At 69.3% G+C, this 16,289-nt stretch carries 11 protein-coding genes; 7 read left to right on the forward strand and 4 right to left on the reverse strand.

Annotated features, from left to right (window positions below; all coding sequences use genetic code 11):
- The first annotated feature begins 1 nt into the window (after position 1).
- The 5 genes from OHT76_RS01615 (at position 2) to OHT76_RS01635 (ending at position 7,980) form a co-directional block, all read left to right on the forward strand.
- Positions 2–1,759: a ThuA domain-containing protein gene (locus tag OHT76_RS01615; protein WP_328868877.1), complete on the forward strand. Its 1,758-nt coding sequence runs from the start codon at positions 2–4 to the stop codon at positions 1,757–1,759.
- 276 nt (positions 1,760–2,035) lie between these two features.
- Entirely contained in the window at positions 2,036–3,931 is a 1,896-nt protein-coding gene (locus tag OHT76_RS01620; RefSeq protein ID WP_328868878.1) for an ATP-binding cassette domain-containing protein, read from the forward strand.
- A 246-nt stretch (positions 3,932–4,177) separates the two neighbouring features.
- Complete coding sequence (locus OHT76_RS01625) at positions 4,178–5,209, forward strand: terpene synthase family protein (protein ID WP_328868879.1); 1,032 nt, start codon at positions 4,178–4,180, stop codon at positions 5,207–5,209.
- Positions 5,206–6,537, forward strand: a complete 1,332-nt coding sequence (locus tag OHT76_RS01630) for a cytochrome P450 (RefSeq protein ID WP_328868880.1) — start codon at positions 5,206–5,208, stop codon at positions 6,535–6,537. Before OHT76_RS01625 ends, OHT76_RS01630 begins: the two co-directional genes overlap by 4 nt.
- 78 nt (positions 6,538–6,615) lie before the next feature.
- Positions 6,616–7,980, forward strand: coding sequence for a cytochrome P450 (locus tag OHT76_RS01635; RefSeq protein ID WP_328868881.1), 1,365 nt, complete (start codon positions 6,616–6,618; stop codon positions 7,978–7,980).
- 551 nt (positions 7,981–8,531) lie between these two features.
- Here the strand turns inward: OHT76_RS01635 and OHT76_RS01640 are convergent.
- Positions 8,532–10,079 (reverse strand): pectate lyase family protein, encoded by a 1,548-nt coding sequence (locus tag OHT76_RS01640; protein ID WP_328868882.1) that lies wholly within the window; start codon positions 10,077–10,079, stop codon positions 8,532–8,534.
- 488 nt (positions 10,080–10,567) lie between these two features.
- Between OHT76_RS01640 and OHT76_RS01645 the strand changes: the two genes are divergently transcribed.
- Positions 10,568–11,770 (forward strand): glycoside hydrolase family 64 protein, encoded by a 1,203-nt coding sequence (locus OHT76_RS01645; RefSeq protein ID WP_328868883.1) that lies wholly within the window; start codon positions 10,568–10,570, stop codon positions 11,768–11,770.
- 241 nt (positions 11,771–12,011) lie between these two features.
- On the opposite strand, the gene OHT76_RS01650 is transcribed toward OHT76_RS01645, so the two are convergent.
- Complete coding sequence (locus OHT76_RS01650; protein ID WP_328868884.1) at positions 12,012–12,983, reverse strand: LysR family transcriptional regulator; 972 nt, start codon at positions 12,981–12,983, stop codon at positions 12,012–12,014.
- Positions 12,984–13,105: 122 nt separating this feature from the next.
- On the opposite strand from OHT76_RS01650, the gene OHT76_RS01655 reads away from it, so the two are divergent.
- Positions 13,106–14,299, forward strand: a complete 1,194-nt coding sequence (locus OHT76_RS01655) for an MFS transporter (RefSeq protein ID WP_328868885.1) — start codon at positions 13,106–13,108, stop codon at positions 14,297–14,299.
- Positions 14,300–14,306: 7 nt separating this feature from the next.
- Here the strand turns inward: OHT76_RS01655 and OHT76_RS01660 are convergent, their stop codons facing one another.
- Positions 14,307–15,371 (reverse strand): methyltransferase, encoded by a 1,065-nt coding sequence (locus tag OHT76_RS01660; protein ID WP_443049690.1) that lies wholly within the window; start codon positions 15,369–15,371, stop codon positions 14,307–14,309.
- Positions 15,372–15,444: 73 nt separating this feature from the next.
- A complete protein-coding gene (locus OHT76_RS01665; protein ID WP_328868886.1) occupies positions 15,445–16,275 on the reverse strand; it encodes a helix-turn-helix domain-containing protein in 831 nt (276 codons plus the stop codon).
- Positions 16,276–16,289 lie beyond the last annotated feature (14 nt).

The following is a 16,289-nucleotide window of genomic DNA, read 5'->3' on the forward strand; positions in this document are numbered from 1 at the left end:
CATGCGTACGCGACTCAAAAGGGCTCTCGGCCTGTTCACCGGCCTCGCGCTCTGCCTGACGCCGCAAGCCGCCACGGCTCTGGCCGGTCCGGCGGATCAGCCGGCCGGCACGACCCGACAGGCCGCGGCGGCCGACCCGGCGTACAAGATCCTCGTGTTCTCCCGGACCGCGGGCTTCCGGCACTCCTCGATCGACGACGGCATCGCGGCACTGCGGGACCTCGGTACGGACAACAACTTCACCGTGGACGCGACCGAGGATCCCCAGGCCTTCAGCACCGGCAATCTCGGCCAGTACAAGGCGGTCGTCTTTCTCTCCACGACCGGTGATGTGCTCGGCGACGCCCAGCAGACCGCCTTCGAGCAGTACATCAACGGGGGCGGCGGATACGTCGGTATCCACGCGGCGGCCGACACCGAGTACGACTGGCCGTTCTACGAAGGCCTGGCAGGCGCCCTGTTCCACTCCCACCCGGCCATCCAGTCCGCCACCGTCGAGGTCGAGGACCGGGCCCATGACGCCACCGCCCACCTCGGCACCACCTGGCAGCGCACCGACGAGTGGTACAACTACCGCACCAATCCCCGCACCACCGCCCATGTGCTCGCCTCCCTCGACGAGTCCAGCTACACGGGCGGGAACATGTCCGGCGACCACCCGATCGCCTGGTGCAAGGACTACCAGGGCGGCCGGGCCTTCTACACCGGCGGCGGCCACACCGACGAGTCGTACGGCGAACCCGCGTTCCGCCGCCATCTCCTGGGCGGCATCCGCTGGGCCGCCGGGATGACCGAGGCGGACTGCCGTCCCGAGACCGGGTACACATCCCTGTTCGACGGCTCGTCCACCAACGGCTGGACACAGGCGGGCCCCGGCGGCTTCACCCTCGCCGACGGCAGCCTCACCTCGTACGGCGGACTCGGCATGCTCTGGTACTCCGCCGAGGAGTTCACCGGCGACTACTCCCTCAAGCTCGACTGGAAGGCCGCCGGCGACGACAACTCCGGCGTCTTCATCGGGTTTCCCGCCTCCGACGACCCGTGGTCGGCGGTGAACAACGGCTACGAGATCCAGATCGACGCCACCGACGCGGCTGACCGCACCACGGGCGCCGTGTACGGGTTCAAGTCCGCCGACATCGCGGCCCGCGACGCCGCATTGAACCCGCCGGGCGAGTGGAACACGTACGAACTCCGCGTCACCGGCGAACGGTTGGAGATCTTCCTCAACGGCCGCAAGGTCAACGACTTCACCAACACCGACCCCGCGCGCAGCCTCCAGCAGGGCCACGTCGGCATCCAGAACCACGGCGAGGGGGACGACGTCGCGTTCCGCAACATCCGGATCAAGGCGGAGGGCGGCACGCCGCCCGGCCCCCGTTCAGGTGCGGTGAAGGGGGTCAACGGCAAGTGCCTGGACGTGTCCGGCGCCAACACCGCCGATGGCACCGCGATCCAGCTGTGGACCTGCCACGGCACCGGCGCCCAGACATGGACCCTGGCCGGTGACGGCACCGTCCAGGCCCTGGGCAAGTGCCTGGACGTCTCCGGCGGCGGCAGCGCCGACGGTACGAAGATCCAGCTCTGGACCTGCAACGGCACCGGTGCCCAGAAGTGGACGCCTCAGCCTGACGGCACGGTCCGCAATCCCCAGTCCGGCAAGTGCCTCGATGCGTCCGGCGGCACCTGGAACGACGGCACCCCGGTCCACCTGTGGACCTGCCACACCGGACCGAACCAGAAATGGACCCTTCCATGACCGGCTGAGGCCCACACCTGTCACATACGCATCGACCCCGGCGTTTCGGCCAACCCCCGGCCCGGGGTCGATCGGTGTGCCCCAAGGGTCGATGCATCATCCACCGCACGTGCGTGGCGCAATCGTGCGGAATCCGCTCCGTCTCAAACACGTGTGTTCGATATCGCGGTGCTCCTCGTTGAGCCGGATGTCGCCGATCCGAACACAACGACTTTGAGTGGGAGTGAAGTTGACTGCTGTTGATGCCAAGGACTCGCAGGTCGCCGGAGGTGACCGGTGAGCGCCGAACCAGAGACCCGGGCCGCTGCGGCTCCTCGCCGGCTGCCGCCTCCGCCGCCGGCGGAGCTGCGCTATGGCGGCCGGTACGGCAAGAACCCATTGGCGGACGCGACGTTCGGCGCGATGTGCCGACGACTGCCGTCGGTGCTGAAGCAGACCGCCAAGATGGCATGGGCCATCGACCGCCGGGCTGTGCTGCTGCTCGCCCTCTGTCAGCTGGCCATCGGGGTCAGCGCCGCCCTTCAGCTCAACGCGACGGCCGACGCGATGGGGCCGATCCTGTCCGACGAGGAGGTCGCCGACCGGGTCCATGCCGCGCTGCCCGCGCTGACGGTCATCGCGCTCGCGGCGGCGGCCGGACGAGTGGCGACCGCGCTGTCGTCGTACGCGGACGGCCGTATCACTCCGCCGCTGACGACCGAGGCGGACAGCCGCCTGGTGGAGGCCGTGTGCCGGATGGAGGCCGCCGCGCGCGCCGAGGACGGATGCGCTGACCGGGAGGAGGCCGCGGAGATGGGGGTGATCCGCAGTCGCCTGATGGTGCAGGACGCCACGCGTCTCACGGCCGCTGCCGTCCGCATGGTCACCGCGAGCGGGGTGCTGACGGTGCTGCATCCGCTGATGCTGCCGCTTCTGCTGCTCGCCGTGGTCCCGGCCGGGGTGGGCGCGGTGTTGCACGCGAAGGTCACCTACGAGACCCACTACGCCAACGTGGGCGACCGCAATGTGCGGCAGAACATGCGCGGCTGGGCGACCAGCCTGAAGTTCGCGGACGAGATCCGCGCCAACGGCATGACGCGGTATCTGGCGTTCTGGTACCGGACGATCTCCGAGCGGATCGACGCGCGCACCCTGGCCGCGGCTCCGAGGATGCTGCGGATCACGCTGACCAGCTCGGCGATCGGCGGTGTCTTCCTGGTCGGCACCTGGGCTGCGCTGGCGTGGCTGGCGGCCACCGGACGGATCGAGGCGGCGATTGCCGCGACCGCGGTCGTTGCCGTGCAGACCACTCTGGCCGCGCTCAGCCAGCTCGTCATCTACGGCGCGGCCATGTTCCACAGCGCCCTCTACCTCGCCGACATGGACAGCTTCCTCGTCTACGCCGCCGAACGCGCCCCCAGCCGCGGGACTTCGGGCCTGACCGGACGGCTGGAGGAGGTCAGCGTGGAGGAGGCGGTCTACTGCTATCCGGGCAAGGAGACGCCGGCGGTGGCCGGAGTGTCGCTGACCGTCCGCCGTGGCGAGATCCTTGCCGTGGTCGGCGAGAACGGCTCGGGGAAGTCGACCCTCACCCGGCTGCTCACCGCGATCTTCCTCGCCGACAAGGGCAAGGTCAGCTGGAACGGCCACGACGTCGCAGGCCTCGACGCGCACCGGCTGTGGGACGCCTCCGGGCTGGTGCCGCAGAACTTCGCTCAGTGGCCGCTGTCCGTGCGCGACAACGTCACCCTCGGCCAGCCCCGCGAGGAGGGAGACGACCTGGTGTGGCAGGCACTGGACGCGGTGGGTCTGCGCGAGACCATCGAGGATCTGCCGGAGGGCCTGGACACGCTGCTGGCCCGGGAGTTGTGGGGCGGGACGGAGCTGTCCGGCGGGCAGTGGCAGCGCCTGGCGTGCGCCCGCGCTCTCTATCGGGGCGCGGGCCTGCTGATCCTGGACGAGCCGACGAGCCAGATGGATGCCCGGGGTGAGCACACCATCCTCGAACGGATCAAGTCGATCGGCAGCGGCTGCATCACGGTCGTCGTCACCCACCAGCTGATCAACACGAAGATCGCCGACCGGATCCTCGTGATGGAGCAGGGCCGGATCTCCGAGCAGGGCACCTTCGACGAACTCGCCGCAGGTGGAGGTCTGTTCGCCGAGCTCCTGGCCCTGTCGAACAGCCGCTGACCACCCCGGGAACCCCACTCCTCGGCGCCGGGGTGCAGAGCCCCGGTCGCCTCAGGGACAACTCCCGTGTCTTCTGCCCGCCGAGTCCTCCACGCATCTGTCTGCGCGCTGGTGCCGGCGGCGCGCGCGTTTCCGTGCTCCCGGGGAATCCGGAGGACGTGGGGAAAGGATTGCCGCCTGATCGCCGCGCCGTAAGCATGAGGGGTCCCACGGGGCGGAAAGGGGCGTGAGGAAGTGACCGGCGTGATGAAATCGGCTCCACCCGATGTGTCACAACTCCTGGAGAGGATGGGCTCGTTCTATCTGCCGCCGCTGCCGATGCGAATACCTGTGCGCATTCATCCGGAAAAGGCACGGCTGGAGGTCATGGCCTGGCAGTGGTCGCGGGATTTCCTGTGTTTCGACGACGAGCGGGTGGGTGAGCGGTATCTGGACTCCACCATGGAGTGGAGCGAATTCATCACCCCCGACTGGGAGTTCGACACGGCCCTGCTCGCCGTCGAGTGGACGTGCACGCTCTTCTTGTACGACGACCTCTCCCGGCGATCCACCCTGGCGCGGGCCTTCGTCGAAGCGGCTCCGCCGGGGCGGTTCGTCGCGGCGGAGGGCTGGCTGGCGCGGGCCGTCGAGGACCTGTGGCGGCGCTCGACTCGTACCGCCTCGCCGTCGGCGGCGCGGCGTCTGGAAGCGGCGCTGCGGGAGTTCTTCCGCGGCTGCCTGAAGGAACTCCCGCTGCGCACCCGGGTGGGGGCGCTGCGCTGGCAGGGCTGGCAGACGTATCTGCGGATGCGCCGGGAAACGATCGGCATGCCCGTCTTCATGGCGCTGGCCCAGGTGGGCCACGGCCCCGAGGTCGCGGACGAGGCGTTCACGGCCTGCCGCGCCGCCGCGAACCTGGTCAACGATCACGTCACCCTGACGAACGACGTCTTCTCGGTCCGCAAGGAATTGTGCAGCGGCGACTGCGTCAACGGGGTCGTGGCCTGGGCGCTGCACCACGGCACGGGACTGCAGCAGGCCGTGGACGAGGCATGCACGCTGATCGATGAGAAGGAACGGGAATTCCTGGCCGAACGCGACCGAGTGAGCGCCCGTTTCCCGCATGCGGCGGAATACCTGGACCGGCTCGGCCACATCATCAGCGGAAACCAGCACTGGAACTACATAACCCCGCGCTATCACGGAGAGGGCTACATATGGAACGGCCTCAAATCCGGATTCGTGGAGCTGAGCGCGGACCGTACCGTGATGCGATCCGGCAGGGCGGAAACCCGGTGAGCGGCGCGGCGATTCCCCGGCTGCCGGGCGGAATGCCCGGGCTCGGGCACGCGCTGTCCCTGCGGCGTGACGCCTTCGGTCTGCTGTTGCGTGCCCGCGCCTGCGGGGACGTAGTGGAAATCGGCATCGGACCACGCCCCGTCTACGTGGTCAACTCCCCCAGGCTGATACGGCAGATCCTGGTCTCCGACGCCGCTCACTACGACAAGGGCTCGCTGTTCGAGAAAGCCGCCGCGGTCCTCGGCAACGGCGTGGTCACCTCCAGCGGGGACTTTCATCGCCGGCAACGGCGCCTGATCCGCCCGGCGTTCCACAGCACCCGCACGCCCCTGTACGCCGAGGTGATGACGGCACTCGCCGACGAACGCGCGCAGGCCTGGAAACCGGGTCAACAGGTGGCCATGGACACGGAAATGCACCGGCTGACCATCACCACAGCGGCCCGCACCCTGTTCGCGTCCCGCCTCGCGGACCATGCCGTCGCCGAGATCCAACGCTCACTCCCCGACTTCCTGCGGACCATCACCGCTCGCGCCCTGTCTCCCCTGCCGCTGCTGGAGAAGCTGCCGACACCGGCGAACCGGCGTTTCACCCGGGCACGGCGGCGAATGCGCGCCGCCGTCCTGGACGCCATCGACGGCTACCGAGCCGTCGGCGGAGACCAGGGGGACCTGTTGTCCGTCCTGCTGACGGCCCGAGACGCGGACAGCGGCCGGACCATGCCGCGCGAACAGGTCTACGACGAGGCCGTCACCTTCACGGTCGCCGCCTCCGAGAGCACGGCCACCGCCTTGTCGTGGGCTTTCCACCACCTGGCCGACCATCCGGAGGCCGAGGAGCGGGCCCGTCGCGAGGTGCTGTCCCGGCTCGGCGCGGGCCCCGCCCGCCACGACGACGTGGACCGGCTTCCCTATCTGCGCCGCGTCCTTAAGGAGGTGCTACGGCTGCACCCCCTCGCTCTGCTGCCCCGCCGCGCCCTGCGGGAGGTCGAGGTGGGCGGCCGCACGTACCCGCGGGGGACGCAGTTCTTCATCAGTCCGCACGCGTTGCACCGCGACCGGCGCTACTACCCCGACCCGGAGCGCTTCGATCCCGACCGCTGGGACCCCGAGCGGGCGACGCCGGTCGAGCAGGGCGCGTACCTCCCCTTCGGGGCGGGCCGCCACGGCTGCCTCGGGGAGAGCTTCGCCTGGACGAGCATGACCATCACGCTGGCCACGCTGCTCGGGCGCTTCCGTTTCGTCCCGGCCCCAGGTCACCGGGTCCGGGAGGTCATGGCCGGTACGAGCAGGCCCTGCCATCTGCCGATGATCGTCACCGCCCGGTGACCGCAGCCGAGAGCACATGTGACATCCCCGTACCCGAGAGGCCCGTGTGACATGACCGCACCCGAGAGGCCCGTGGACATGACCGCATCCGACAGCCCCGCCCGACAGCGCCCCACGACGTCGCTCGCGCAGACCCCGCAGGCGCCGGGAGCTCTGCCCGTGCTGGGACACGGGCTGCTGATCGCCCGCCGCCCACTCGACTTCATCTCCTCGCTGCCCGCCCACGGCGACCTCGTCCGGATCAAACTCGGGCCGCGTCCCGCGTACGTCGTCACCAGCCCCGAACTCACTCACCGGGTGCTCGTCACCGACGCCCGGGCCTTCGAACGCGGCTGGCTCTTCGACAAGGCGGCCCGCTTCCTGGGCTCCGGCCTGGGCACGGCCTCCGGAGCGGACCACCGCCGTCAACGCCGGCTGGTCCAGCCGTCGTTCCACCGTGACCGGCTGCCGGCCTACGCCACGGTGATGCGCGATCAGGTGCAAGCCCTCGCGGCACGCTGGCAGAGCGGGGAGACGGTGGACATGGGCCAAGCGATGGACCGGATGTCGATGTCGGTGGCCACGCACGCCCTGTTCTCGCCCGTCCTGGGCGCCCGAGTCGGCGAGGTGCTGCGCCGAGTGCTGCCGGTGCTCACCGACGGCGTCATCCGGCGCACCTCGCTGCCCGACTGGTGGGCGGCGCTGCCCACGCCGGGCAACCGCCGCTTCGAGCGCGCGGTCACCGAGCTGCGCGACGCGGTCGACGAGTCCATCGCCGCGTACCGGCGCAGCGGCGTCGACCACGGCGATGTGATGTCGATGCTCCTCGCCGGCCGGGACGAGGACGGTTCCGGACTGACCGACAGCGAGATCTACGACCAGGTCGTCACCCTCATCTCCGCGGCCGTGGAGACCGTGGGCGCCGCTTTGGCCTGGGCGTTCTTCGAGATCGCCGCCAGCGAGCAGGTACAGCGGCGGCTGCACGCCGAACTCGACCAGGTCCCGTCCGGCAAGCCACCGCAGTACACCGACCTGCCCCGACTCGACTACACCCGGCGCATCGTGAACGAAGCGCTGCGGCTCTCCGCGGCCTGGCTGTTCATGCGCCGCACCATCCGCACCGTCCGGCTGGGCGACGTCGACCTGCCACCGGGCACGGAGGTCGTCTACAGCCCCTACCTCCTCCACCACGACCCACGCTGGTACCCCGATCCCGACCGCTTCGACCCCGACCGCTGGGCACCCGGCACCGTCATCCATCCCGGCGCCTTCGTCCCCTACGCCGCCGGGCCCCACCAGTGCATGGGCAACGCCTTCGCCCAGATCGAGATGACGACGGCCATCGCCGTGATCTGCGGAACTTGGCACCTACGCGTTCCCGCCGGCGCCCGGGCGCGAGCGGTGGCCCGCATCGACGTCCACCCCGACCGGGCGCCGGTGATCGTCGAGCGCCGACGAACCTGACCGAGACCGCGCAGTGTTGAGCCCCGGGATGCATACGCGTCCCCGGCACGGTCAGCCGTCGTCGTGCCGGATCAGGTCTACGACGTGCTCCAGCTGCGCACCCATGACCCATAGCTGTACCGGGCCCTCGGACGACTCGCACTCGATCACCAAGGCGCCGATCGGGAGCCACAACCATTCGCGGCCCTCTTGCCGGCGTGCCCGGACAAAACGCAGATCCGCCGGAAGCCCACGCAGCCGTGTCCACGACCGGCGAGGCTCCCACCGAAACTCTTCAGCATCAGCCCGCACCCGGCCCAGACTCCATCGGCGACCCACATCCGGCCGCTTGGCCCCGACCGACAAGAGGACCGCCTGCCCCGCCCGGGCTCGATCCCCTGCCCGCTGCGACCGCCGTTGCAGAAACACCACCCCGAGCAGCGCGCCGAGCACGGCGCAGATCCCCGTCACCATCCGCGCAGTAAAACAGGCGGGTCACTGATCGCCAAGAGGCTGTGCCCGTACCGGCGCCGGAGGCGCGCAGGCCTCGGCGCCGGTGGACGGCGGGAACATTACGAGCCGTATGTTTCGAACTCCGCCACCTTCGGTGTGCCGGTCGAACCGGTGATCTCGAAGGTGATCTTGCTCAGGGAGGTCTGCGGGAAGGTGATGGCGCCCGCGCCGCTGCCGGAGGTCAGGACCGTTCCCGTGTCGGCGTTGAGGACACGCCAGGAGCTGATGGCGCCCTCGGAGCCGGCGGCCTCGCGGATGTTGATGCGTGAGAGCGTGGTGGCGGAACCCCACTTGATGGAGATGGATCCGGTCGAGGCGGTCGGCGACCAGTACGTGCTCATGTTGCCGTCGCGGACGTTGCCGTAGCTCGTGCCGTCGGCCTTGCTGGAGCCGTCGGAGCCTGCCCCGATGCTGAGGTTGGTGCCGCCGGGCTGGGTCGGGCTGGGCGTGGGGGTGGGAGTCGGCGTGGGTGTCGTGGTCGGGGTCGGGGTCGGCGTCTGTGCCGTGCAGTTGCCGTCCGACACCTGAAGGCCGGTGCCGGAGCCCGCCGTTCGGCTCACGATGTCGGGTACGCACGCGGCCGCGTCGAGCGGGTAGGCGTAGGGGATGCTCACCGTGGTGTTGGACTGTGGGTTCGGGCCCGCGGGGTGGTTCTCGGTCCCGGCGCTGGACCAGGTGACGTTGTCGAAGACGTTGCCGCTGACCTGCCAGTAGCCGAGTTCGTCGGTGTAGAAGGTGCCGAGGACGTCCTTGGAGTCCTCGAAGTAGTTGTTGTCCACCTTGGCCTTGGCACCGGCGCGGGAGTTGATGCCGGACTCGTTCAGGCTCACGTAGTGGTTGTTGTAGGCGTGGGCCGTGCCGCCGCGCAGCAAGGGTGCACGGGAGTCGATGTTCTCGTACAGGTTGTGGTGGAAGGTGACGTAGCCGTTGCTCAGGTCGCTCTCGCTGGAACCGATCAGGCCGCCCCGGCCGGAGTTGCGCAGGATGCTGTACGACAGCGTGACGTACTGGGTGTTGTCCTTCATGTCGAAGAGGCCGTCGTAGCCTTCCGACTCGCCGCCCGATGCCTCCAGGGTGGCGTGGTCGACCCAGACGTTGCGGACGTCGCTCTCCATGCCGATGGCGTCGCCGCCGTTGGAGGTGGGCGAGCCCGACTTCTTGACGTTCCGGACCGTCACATTCTGGATGATGATGTTGCTGGATTCACGGATGTGGATGCCGAGTTGGTCGAAGACGGCTCCGCTGCCGACTCCGATGATCGTGACGTTGCTGATCTGCTTGAGCTCGATCACCCCGGCGGCCGTGTTGCAGCTCTCGCCCGAAACCTGCGCGGTATTGCCGTGGTTGATGGTTCCCTCGACCTGGATGATGATCGGCGTGCTGCTGCTGGCCCGGCCGCACAGAGCCGCGTGGATCGCGGTGCCCGTGGTCGCCCGGACCGTCTGCCCGCCGGCGCCGCCGGTGGTTCCGCCGTTCTGGGTCGCGTAGCCGGTGGCGCTGCCGGTCGCCGCCGATGCCTCGGGCATCGACAGGGCCACACCGGCCGCGGTCGCCAGGGCCAGCGCGGCTGTTGCCGCGGACAGTCGCAGTGCGACAGGTCTTGTCATTTTCGTCTCCTGAATTCGGCGTGGTTCTTCGTGATGGCGCGCCCGAATCGCCCCGCGCCGCCTGAGGCAGGGCGCAGGACGAGAACAGGCTGTTGCCCGTGCGGAAGTCGGCGCGGCACGGAGCGGTTACGGCAGAACCGGAAGGATCGGGCGGCTCGTTGCGCACGTCGCGGCGGCCCACCACGACGGTCGGTCGACTCTCCCGGAGCGGTCCCAGCGCTCCGGGAAAGCGCTTTCTGGCCGCAGACGATAGGGGGCAGCCGAGGGGCTGACAAGACTGCTGGCGGAATTTGGTTCACATTCTCGAACGAACGCTCCGGCTAGGCGGACGCGGTCTCAAGTCCCCTCGCCATCAAGACCGTTCCTGCGCCTCCAACATGTCCCCATGCCGCCCTCGTTGACATGAACGCACCCGCGCGCAACGCTGAGAGCGCTCTCACAGTGGTCCGGACCAACCCCCCACCCGATCACCCGCAGGGAGACAAAGCATGCTCAGAAACCTCAAACGCCGTCTGCCGGCGCTCGCCGCGGCGGCCGCGCTGCTCGGCGCCGTGCTGTCGGTCACGGGACCTTCGACGGCCGACGCGGCGGTGCCCGCGACCATCCCTCTCCAGGTCACCAATAACTCCGGGCGCGGCGATGCCGTTCATGTCTACGTCCTGGGCACCTCCCTGACGACCGGTCAGCTCGGCTGGGCCGACGCGAGCGGCGCCTTCCACCCGTGGCCGGCCGGAGGCGTCCCGCCGATCCCCGCGCCCGACGCGTCCATACCGGGCCCCGCCGCCGGCCAGTCCAAGACGATCAACATCCCGAAGCTCGCGGGCGGCCGCATCTACTTCTCCTACGGCCAAAAGCTCGTGTTCAAGCTGGCGACGGGCGGCCTGGTGCAGCCGGCCGTGCAGAACCCGTCCGACCCGAACCGCAACATCCTCTTCAACTGGTCCGAGTTCACGCTCAACAACGACGGGCTCTGGATCAACAGCACCCAGGTGGACATGTTCTCCGCGCCCTACTCGGTCGGCGTCCAGCGCGGTGACGGCAGTGTCGTCAGCACCGGACGGCTCAAGTCCGGTGGCTACAACGGGGTGTTCGCCGCGCTGCGTGCCCAGCCCGGCGGATGGGGCTCTCTGATCCAGACCCGTTCGGACGGCACCGTGCTCCGGGCCCTCTCCCCCACCTACGGTCTGGAGACCGGGGCGCTTCCGGCGAACGTGCTGGACGACTACATCAACCGCGTCTGGCAGAAGTACGCCACGACCACCCTCACCGTCACCCCGTTCGCCAACCAGCCGGGCACCAAGTACTACGGCCGGGTCTCGGGCGGCGTCATGCACTTCACCAACTCCGCCGGGGCGGTCGTCACCAGCTTCCAGAAGCCCGACGCACCCAGCGTCTTCGGCTGCCACCGGCTCCTGGACGCCCCCAACGACCTGGTGCGCGGCCCGATCTCACGGACCCTGTGCGCCGGCTTCAACCGCTCCACCCTGCTGACCAATCCCAACCAGCCCGACACCTCGGCGGCCGGCTTCTACAAGGACGCCGTGACCAACCACTACTCCCGGATCATCCATGAGCGGATGGCGGACGGTAAGGCGTACGGGTTCGCGTTCGACGATGTGGGACACCACGAGTCCCTCGTCCACGACGGCAGCCCGCGCCAGGCTTACGTCACCCTCGATCCGTTCTCCTGAGAGCGGGCCGGACGGCGTAGGCGAAGCAGGTGATCAAGCTGCCAGGCTCGTCCAGCGCTCGGAGCGCCTCGTCGGCCGCCGCACGGGTCGCCGGCCGCGAGGTGCCCGAGGCGAGGGACGTGAGGCGGGCGCGCAGGCGCGCTCCCCCAACTGCGGCGCATGGACCGAGCGCTGGACAGCATGCGGGACGAGCTGTTGGGACCGCTTTCGGCCGAGGACAGACAAACTTTGACGCACCTGCTCACTCGGCTGCACACTCACCACCAACGGGCTTGGACCGGCGCGCCGTTGTGGCCCAGGACGGGAGCCAGACCGGCTCGGGAAGCGGTGCCAGGCCTCCGAAGTGGTTGATGATCGCCCTCAGTCCCGGGTGTGGATTCGCTCGGAGGAAGATGAGCGAGAGCGGGTAGGCGAGCGTCGGGTTCACGATCGGGATGCGGCGCAGGTCGTGGTGCGTCGGCCAGATGTACCGGTCGCGCGAGCCCACGAGGGTGGCCACGTCCGCGGAGTCCGCGAGGATGTCGAGGAGTACCTCGTTGCCGAAGTTGGGGCCCGCGGCGTCGATGCGGAGGTCGAAGTCGGTGGCGAGCTGGTCGTAGAACTCGGCCCATTCGCTGCGCGGCGCGATACCCGGTACCCAGATCCGGTGCCCGCGCAGCCGGGAGGGTGTCAGTGTTCGTGCGGCGGCGAGCGGGTGCCTCGGGCCGACGAGGAGTTCCAGCGGCGAGTCGAAGGCGTGGATCATTTCCACGTCGCGCGGCAGTGCGGCCGGGTCGGTGACCGAGCGGAACGTGGCGTCGATATCGCCTGCCTGGACGGCGGCGACCGCCATGTGCGGGTCGTTGACCCTGAGGGTCACCACATCGAGGTCGGTTTCGGGACGCGACCGCCAGTAGTCGTGCAGCAGGACGGCCTGAGCGGATCGCAGGCCGAGAACGTCGATCCGAAGGGCCCGCGACCCCGGCCTGATCGCGGTGATGGCGCGATCGACTCCCGTGACGATGTTCCGGGCGTGCGGGAGAAAGGCTTGGCCGTCGAGAGTGAGCTCGACCCCTCGGGCGGTGCGGGTGAACAACCGGACTTCGAGTTCGCGCTCCAGTGTCGCGATCCGCTTCGACACGGCCTGTTGCGTCACGCCGAGCTCGTCGGCCGCATGTCGCAGCTGTCCGAGCTCGGCCGCGCGAACGAACGATCGCACCGCCTCCGTATCCATTGATCCAGCATAGGCGTGCCCAACCGATGGTTGTGGCTCGCCCGGGGTCGGTTGTTTGATCCCGTGACGGTGCGGCCGGTGTGATGTGGAGACCCGATCGTCGGTTGTCGCGAGGGAGTCACGTGGGCGTGCGTTTGGGGCGCGGTTTCGGTTGGCTGTGGTCGGCCTACGCCGTCAGCACCGGTGGTACGTGGATTGCCTTCGGCGCGTTCCCGCTGATCGCGGTTGGCGTGCTGCACTCGTCGGCATTCGCCGTGTCGCTCCTGGGAGCGGCCGGGCCTGCCGTCGCGGCGGTTGTCGCGTTCTCGCTCGGACCGTGGGTCGAGCGCCGCGCCAAGCGTCCGGTGATGATCGCGATGGACCTGATCCGGTTCGTCGCGATGGCGAGTGTCCCGATCGCCTACGCCCTCGGCTTGCTCTCATACGGCCAACTGCTCGTCGTCTCGGTCGTCTCCGGGACCGCGAGCATCGCCTTCACCGCCGCGTCCGGCGCGTATCTGAAGCACCTCGTCCGCAGCGATCACCTCCTTGTGGCGAACGGAAGATTCGAGGCCACGAGCTGGGTGGCTACCGCGGCGGGCCCTCCCCTCGGTGGGGCGCTCATAGGGTTGCTCGGCCCGGTCATCACGGTCCTGGCCGACGCCCTCAGCTTCCTGCTGTCCGCGCTCGGGGTCCTTCGCATCCGCGGAGGCGATGTCGCGGCACCGCGCAACCGGTCCACCAGGTTGCGCGGAGCCGACCTACTTACCGGCTGGCGGTTCATCCTCCGCGACCGCGTACTGAAGCGCCTGTTCCTCAACTCGATCCTGGTCAGCGGCCTCATCATGGCCACCGTCCCGCTCCTGTCCGTCCTTCTGCTGGGTCAGTACCACTTCCCGGCCTGGCAGTACGGTCTCGCCTTCGGCATCCCGGCCCTCGGCGGCTTCGTGGGCGCCCGCCTCTCCGCGCGTCTCGTGAATCGCTACGGCAGGCACCGGGTCATGATCGTCTCCGGCTGGCTGCGATCGCTCTTCCCCCTCGGTCTCGCGTTCGTCCGTCCCGGCATCGCCGGACTCCTCACCGTGATCATCGTCGAGGGCCTGCTGATCACCTGCATGGGCATCTTCAATCCGATCTACGCGACAGAACGTCTGCAACGGACGCCCGCGGATCGCACGGCTCAAGTCCTCAGTACGTGGAGTGCCCTCAGCAGACTCCTGCAAGCCGCCCTGATGGTGGTCTGGGGCATGCTCGCCACACTCACCAGCCCGCTCACCGCGATCACCGTGTCGGGCGTTCTCCTGCTCGCGACCCCGCTGTTGCTGCCCAAACGGTGACGGAGCGTCAGTCCGCCGCCGCCTCCAACAGGGAGAACGGTGCAGCCTCCGCGAGGAGGGTGACCGAGGTGAGCGACAGGCCCGCGCGGTGGCAGACGTCCTCGAAATCGTGGCGGGTGCGCTCCCTGCCGCCCACGTTCACGAGCATGTTGAGGTCGCTCAGATACGTGACTCCGTCGTCGGCGGCATGGGATTCGGCGCCCGCGTCGACGATCTCGGGGAGCACCGGCTCCACAATCAGGACGCGCCCTCCCGGCGGCAGCACCTCGCGACAGTGGCTCAGGATCGTGACCGCCTGTTCGTCCGTCCAGTCGTGCAGGACGCTCTTCATCAGGTAGAGGTCCGAGCCCTTGGGGACTGCACGGAAGAAGTCCCCCGCGATCAGGGAGCAGCGTTCCGTCAGCCCGCACAGCTCAAGCGTCTTCGGCGCCTGGGCCAGGCCCTCCTCGGTGTCGAATACGGCACCGGAAAGCTGCGGATGTGCCTGCAGTACGCCGGCCAGTACGGTTCCGTCTCCCCCGCCGACGTCCGTGACCGAGGTGAACCGGCCGAAGTCGAACGCGGACGGCAGCGCCGCGGCGGTCTCCCCGGCGGCCTGGCTCATCGCCGCGTTGAACTGCGCGGACAGCTCGGGGTCTTGGGCGAGATGGCTGAAGAAGTCCGTGCCGAAGACGGTGTCGAACGCGATGTCTCCGGTGCGGATGCTGGTGTCCAGGTGCTCCCACGCCCGTACGACCACCGGCTCGGTGAACACCCGCACGAAGGACGTGAGCGAGTCGGGGCGTTGCGAGTCGAGCAGCGCGCCTGCCGGGCTCACCGAGAACGTGCCCGGTGCGTGTTCCTTCAGCAGGCCCAGTCCGGCCAGGGCACGCAGCAGCCGCGTCATGGGCTGCGGCTCCGCCCCGGCATCGGCGGCCACTTCAGCGGCACGGCGCTGCCCGTCGCCGATCAACTCCACGACCCTCAGCCGGACGGCGGCGCGCACGGTCTGCGCGGCCATGCTGCCGAAGGCGAGCCGGACGATGAGCTCGCGTTCCGTCGTGTCTGTTGCGTGGACGTCGGTGTTGGGCACAGAAGTCTCCTCATTATCGTGCATACGTTCGAATCGTGCGGCGAGTAGATGTTGTCGTCGGTGTTGGAGCGGGCTATCCCGCGGACGTCGTCCTCGTGGCCAGGGCGCCTGGCGTGCACCCGGCGAAGGCCAGCACATCGCGGTTCAGGTGGGCCTGGTCGGCGTAACCGCACGCCAGGGCTACGTCCGTGGCGGGCTCACCCGCGCAGAGTGCCCGGGCTGCGTGGTCGAAGCGGACCAGCATCGCGGCGCGCTTGGGGGTCAGGCCGATCTGGTCGCTGAACCTGGACCACAGTCGCTTGCGGCTCCATCCGCAGGATGCGGCAAGCTCATCGACCCGTACGCGGCCTCGATGCTCGACGATGTGTTTCCAGGCGGCGGCGACTTCGGGTGTCATCGACGGCGCTTGCGCGGCCCGCTTCGCGAGGAACTCGTTCACCAGCGTGAGGCGTTCCGGCCATGACGGGGTGTCGAGCAATCGCTCGCGCAGTCGGCGCTCATGCGGCCCCCACAGGTCCTCCAGGCTGGTGACCGCGCCATCCAGGTCGCGTGGGGAGACGCCCAGCACCGCGTAGGCGGCCCGGGGTGACAAGCTCATCTCGATGCACTCGACTCGGCGGGCGCGGATGTGGGCGGGGCCGGGTGACAGCGCGGCGACGAGGCTCCGCAAGGGCTTGTGTCCGCCGGTGCCCTCAAGGGTCAACGGGTCCTCCCCCAACCCGATGACGACGATCACGGCGGGCTGCGGGAGCACCTGCATGTCGATCCCCGCGGCGACACGGTCGCGGAACCCGGCCATCCGGACGCCGTCAAGGGACGTGCCGCGGACGGGGTGGGCGACTTCCCAGCCGCTGTCGGCGTCGCGGTCGATGGGGACTGGCGCCCCCGCGTCGTAGCTGCGCATGCCTCTACCGTCGC

It is taken from the genome of Streptomyces sp. NBC_00287 (assembly GCF_036173105.1).
In the GTDB taxonomy this organism is placed as follows: domain Bacteria; phylum Actinomycetota; class Actinomycetes; order Streptomycetales; family Streptomycetaceae; genus Streptomyces.

Coding starts and splice junctions, on each gene's coding strand:
- OHT76_RS01665 (WP_328868886.1), bottom strand. CDS start 16,275: ATGCGCAGCTACGACGCGGGGGCGCCAGTCCCCATCGACCGCGACGCC.
- OHT76_RS01625 (WP_328868879.1), top strand. CDS start 4,178: ATGAAATCGGCTCCACCCGATGTGTCACAACTCCTGGAGAGGATGGGC.
- OHT76_RS01635 (WP_328868881.1), top strand. CDS start 6,616: ATGACCGCATCCGACAGCCCCGCCCGACAGCGCCCCACGACGTCGCTC.
- OHT76_RS01640 (WP_328868882.1), bottom strand. CDS start 10,079: ATGACAAGACCTGTCGCACTGCGACTGTCCGCGGCAACAGCCGCGCTG.
- OHT76_RS01615 (WP_328868877.1), top strand. CDS start 2: ATGCGTACGCGACTCAAAAGGGCTCTCGGCCTGTTCACCGGCCTCGCG.
- OHT76_RS01650 (WP_328868884.1), bottom strand. CDS start 12,983: ATGGATACGGAGGCGGTGCGATCGTTCGTTCGCGCGGCCGAGCTCGGA.
- OHT76_RS01645 (WP_328868883.1), top strand. CDS start 10,568: ATGCTCAGAAACCTCAAACGCCGTCTGCCGGCGCTCGCCGCGGCGGCC.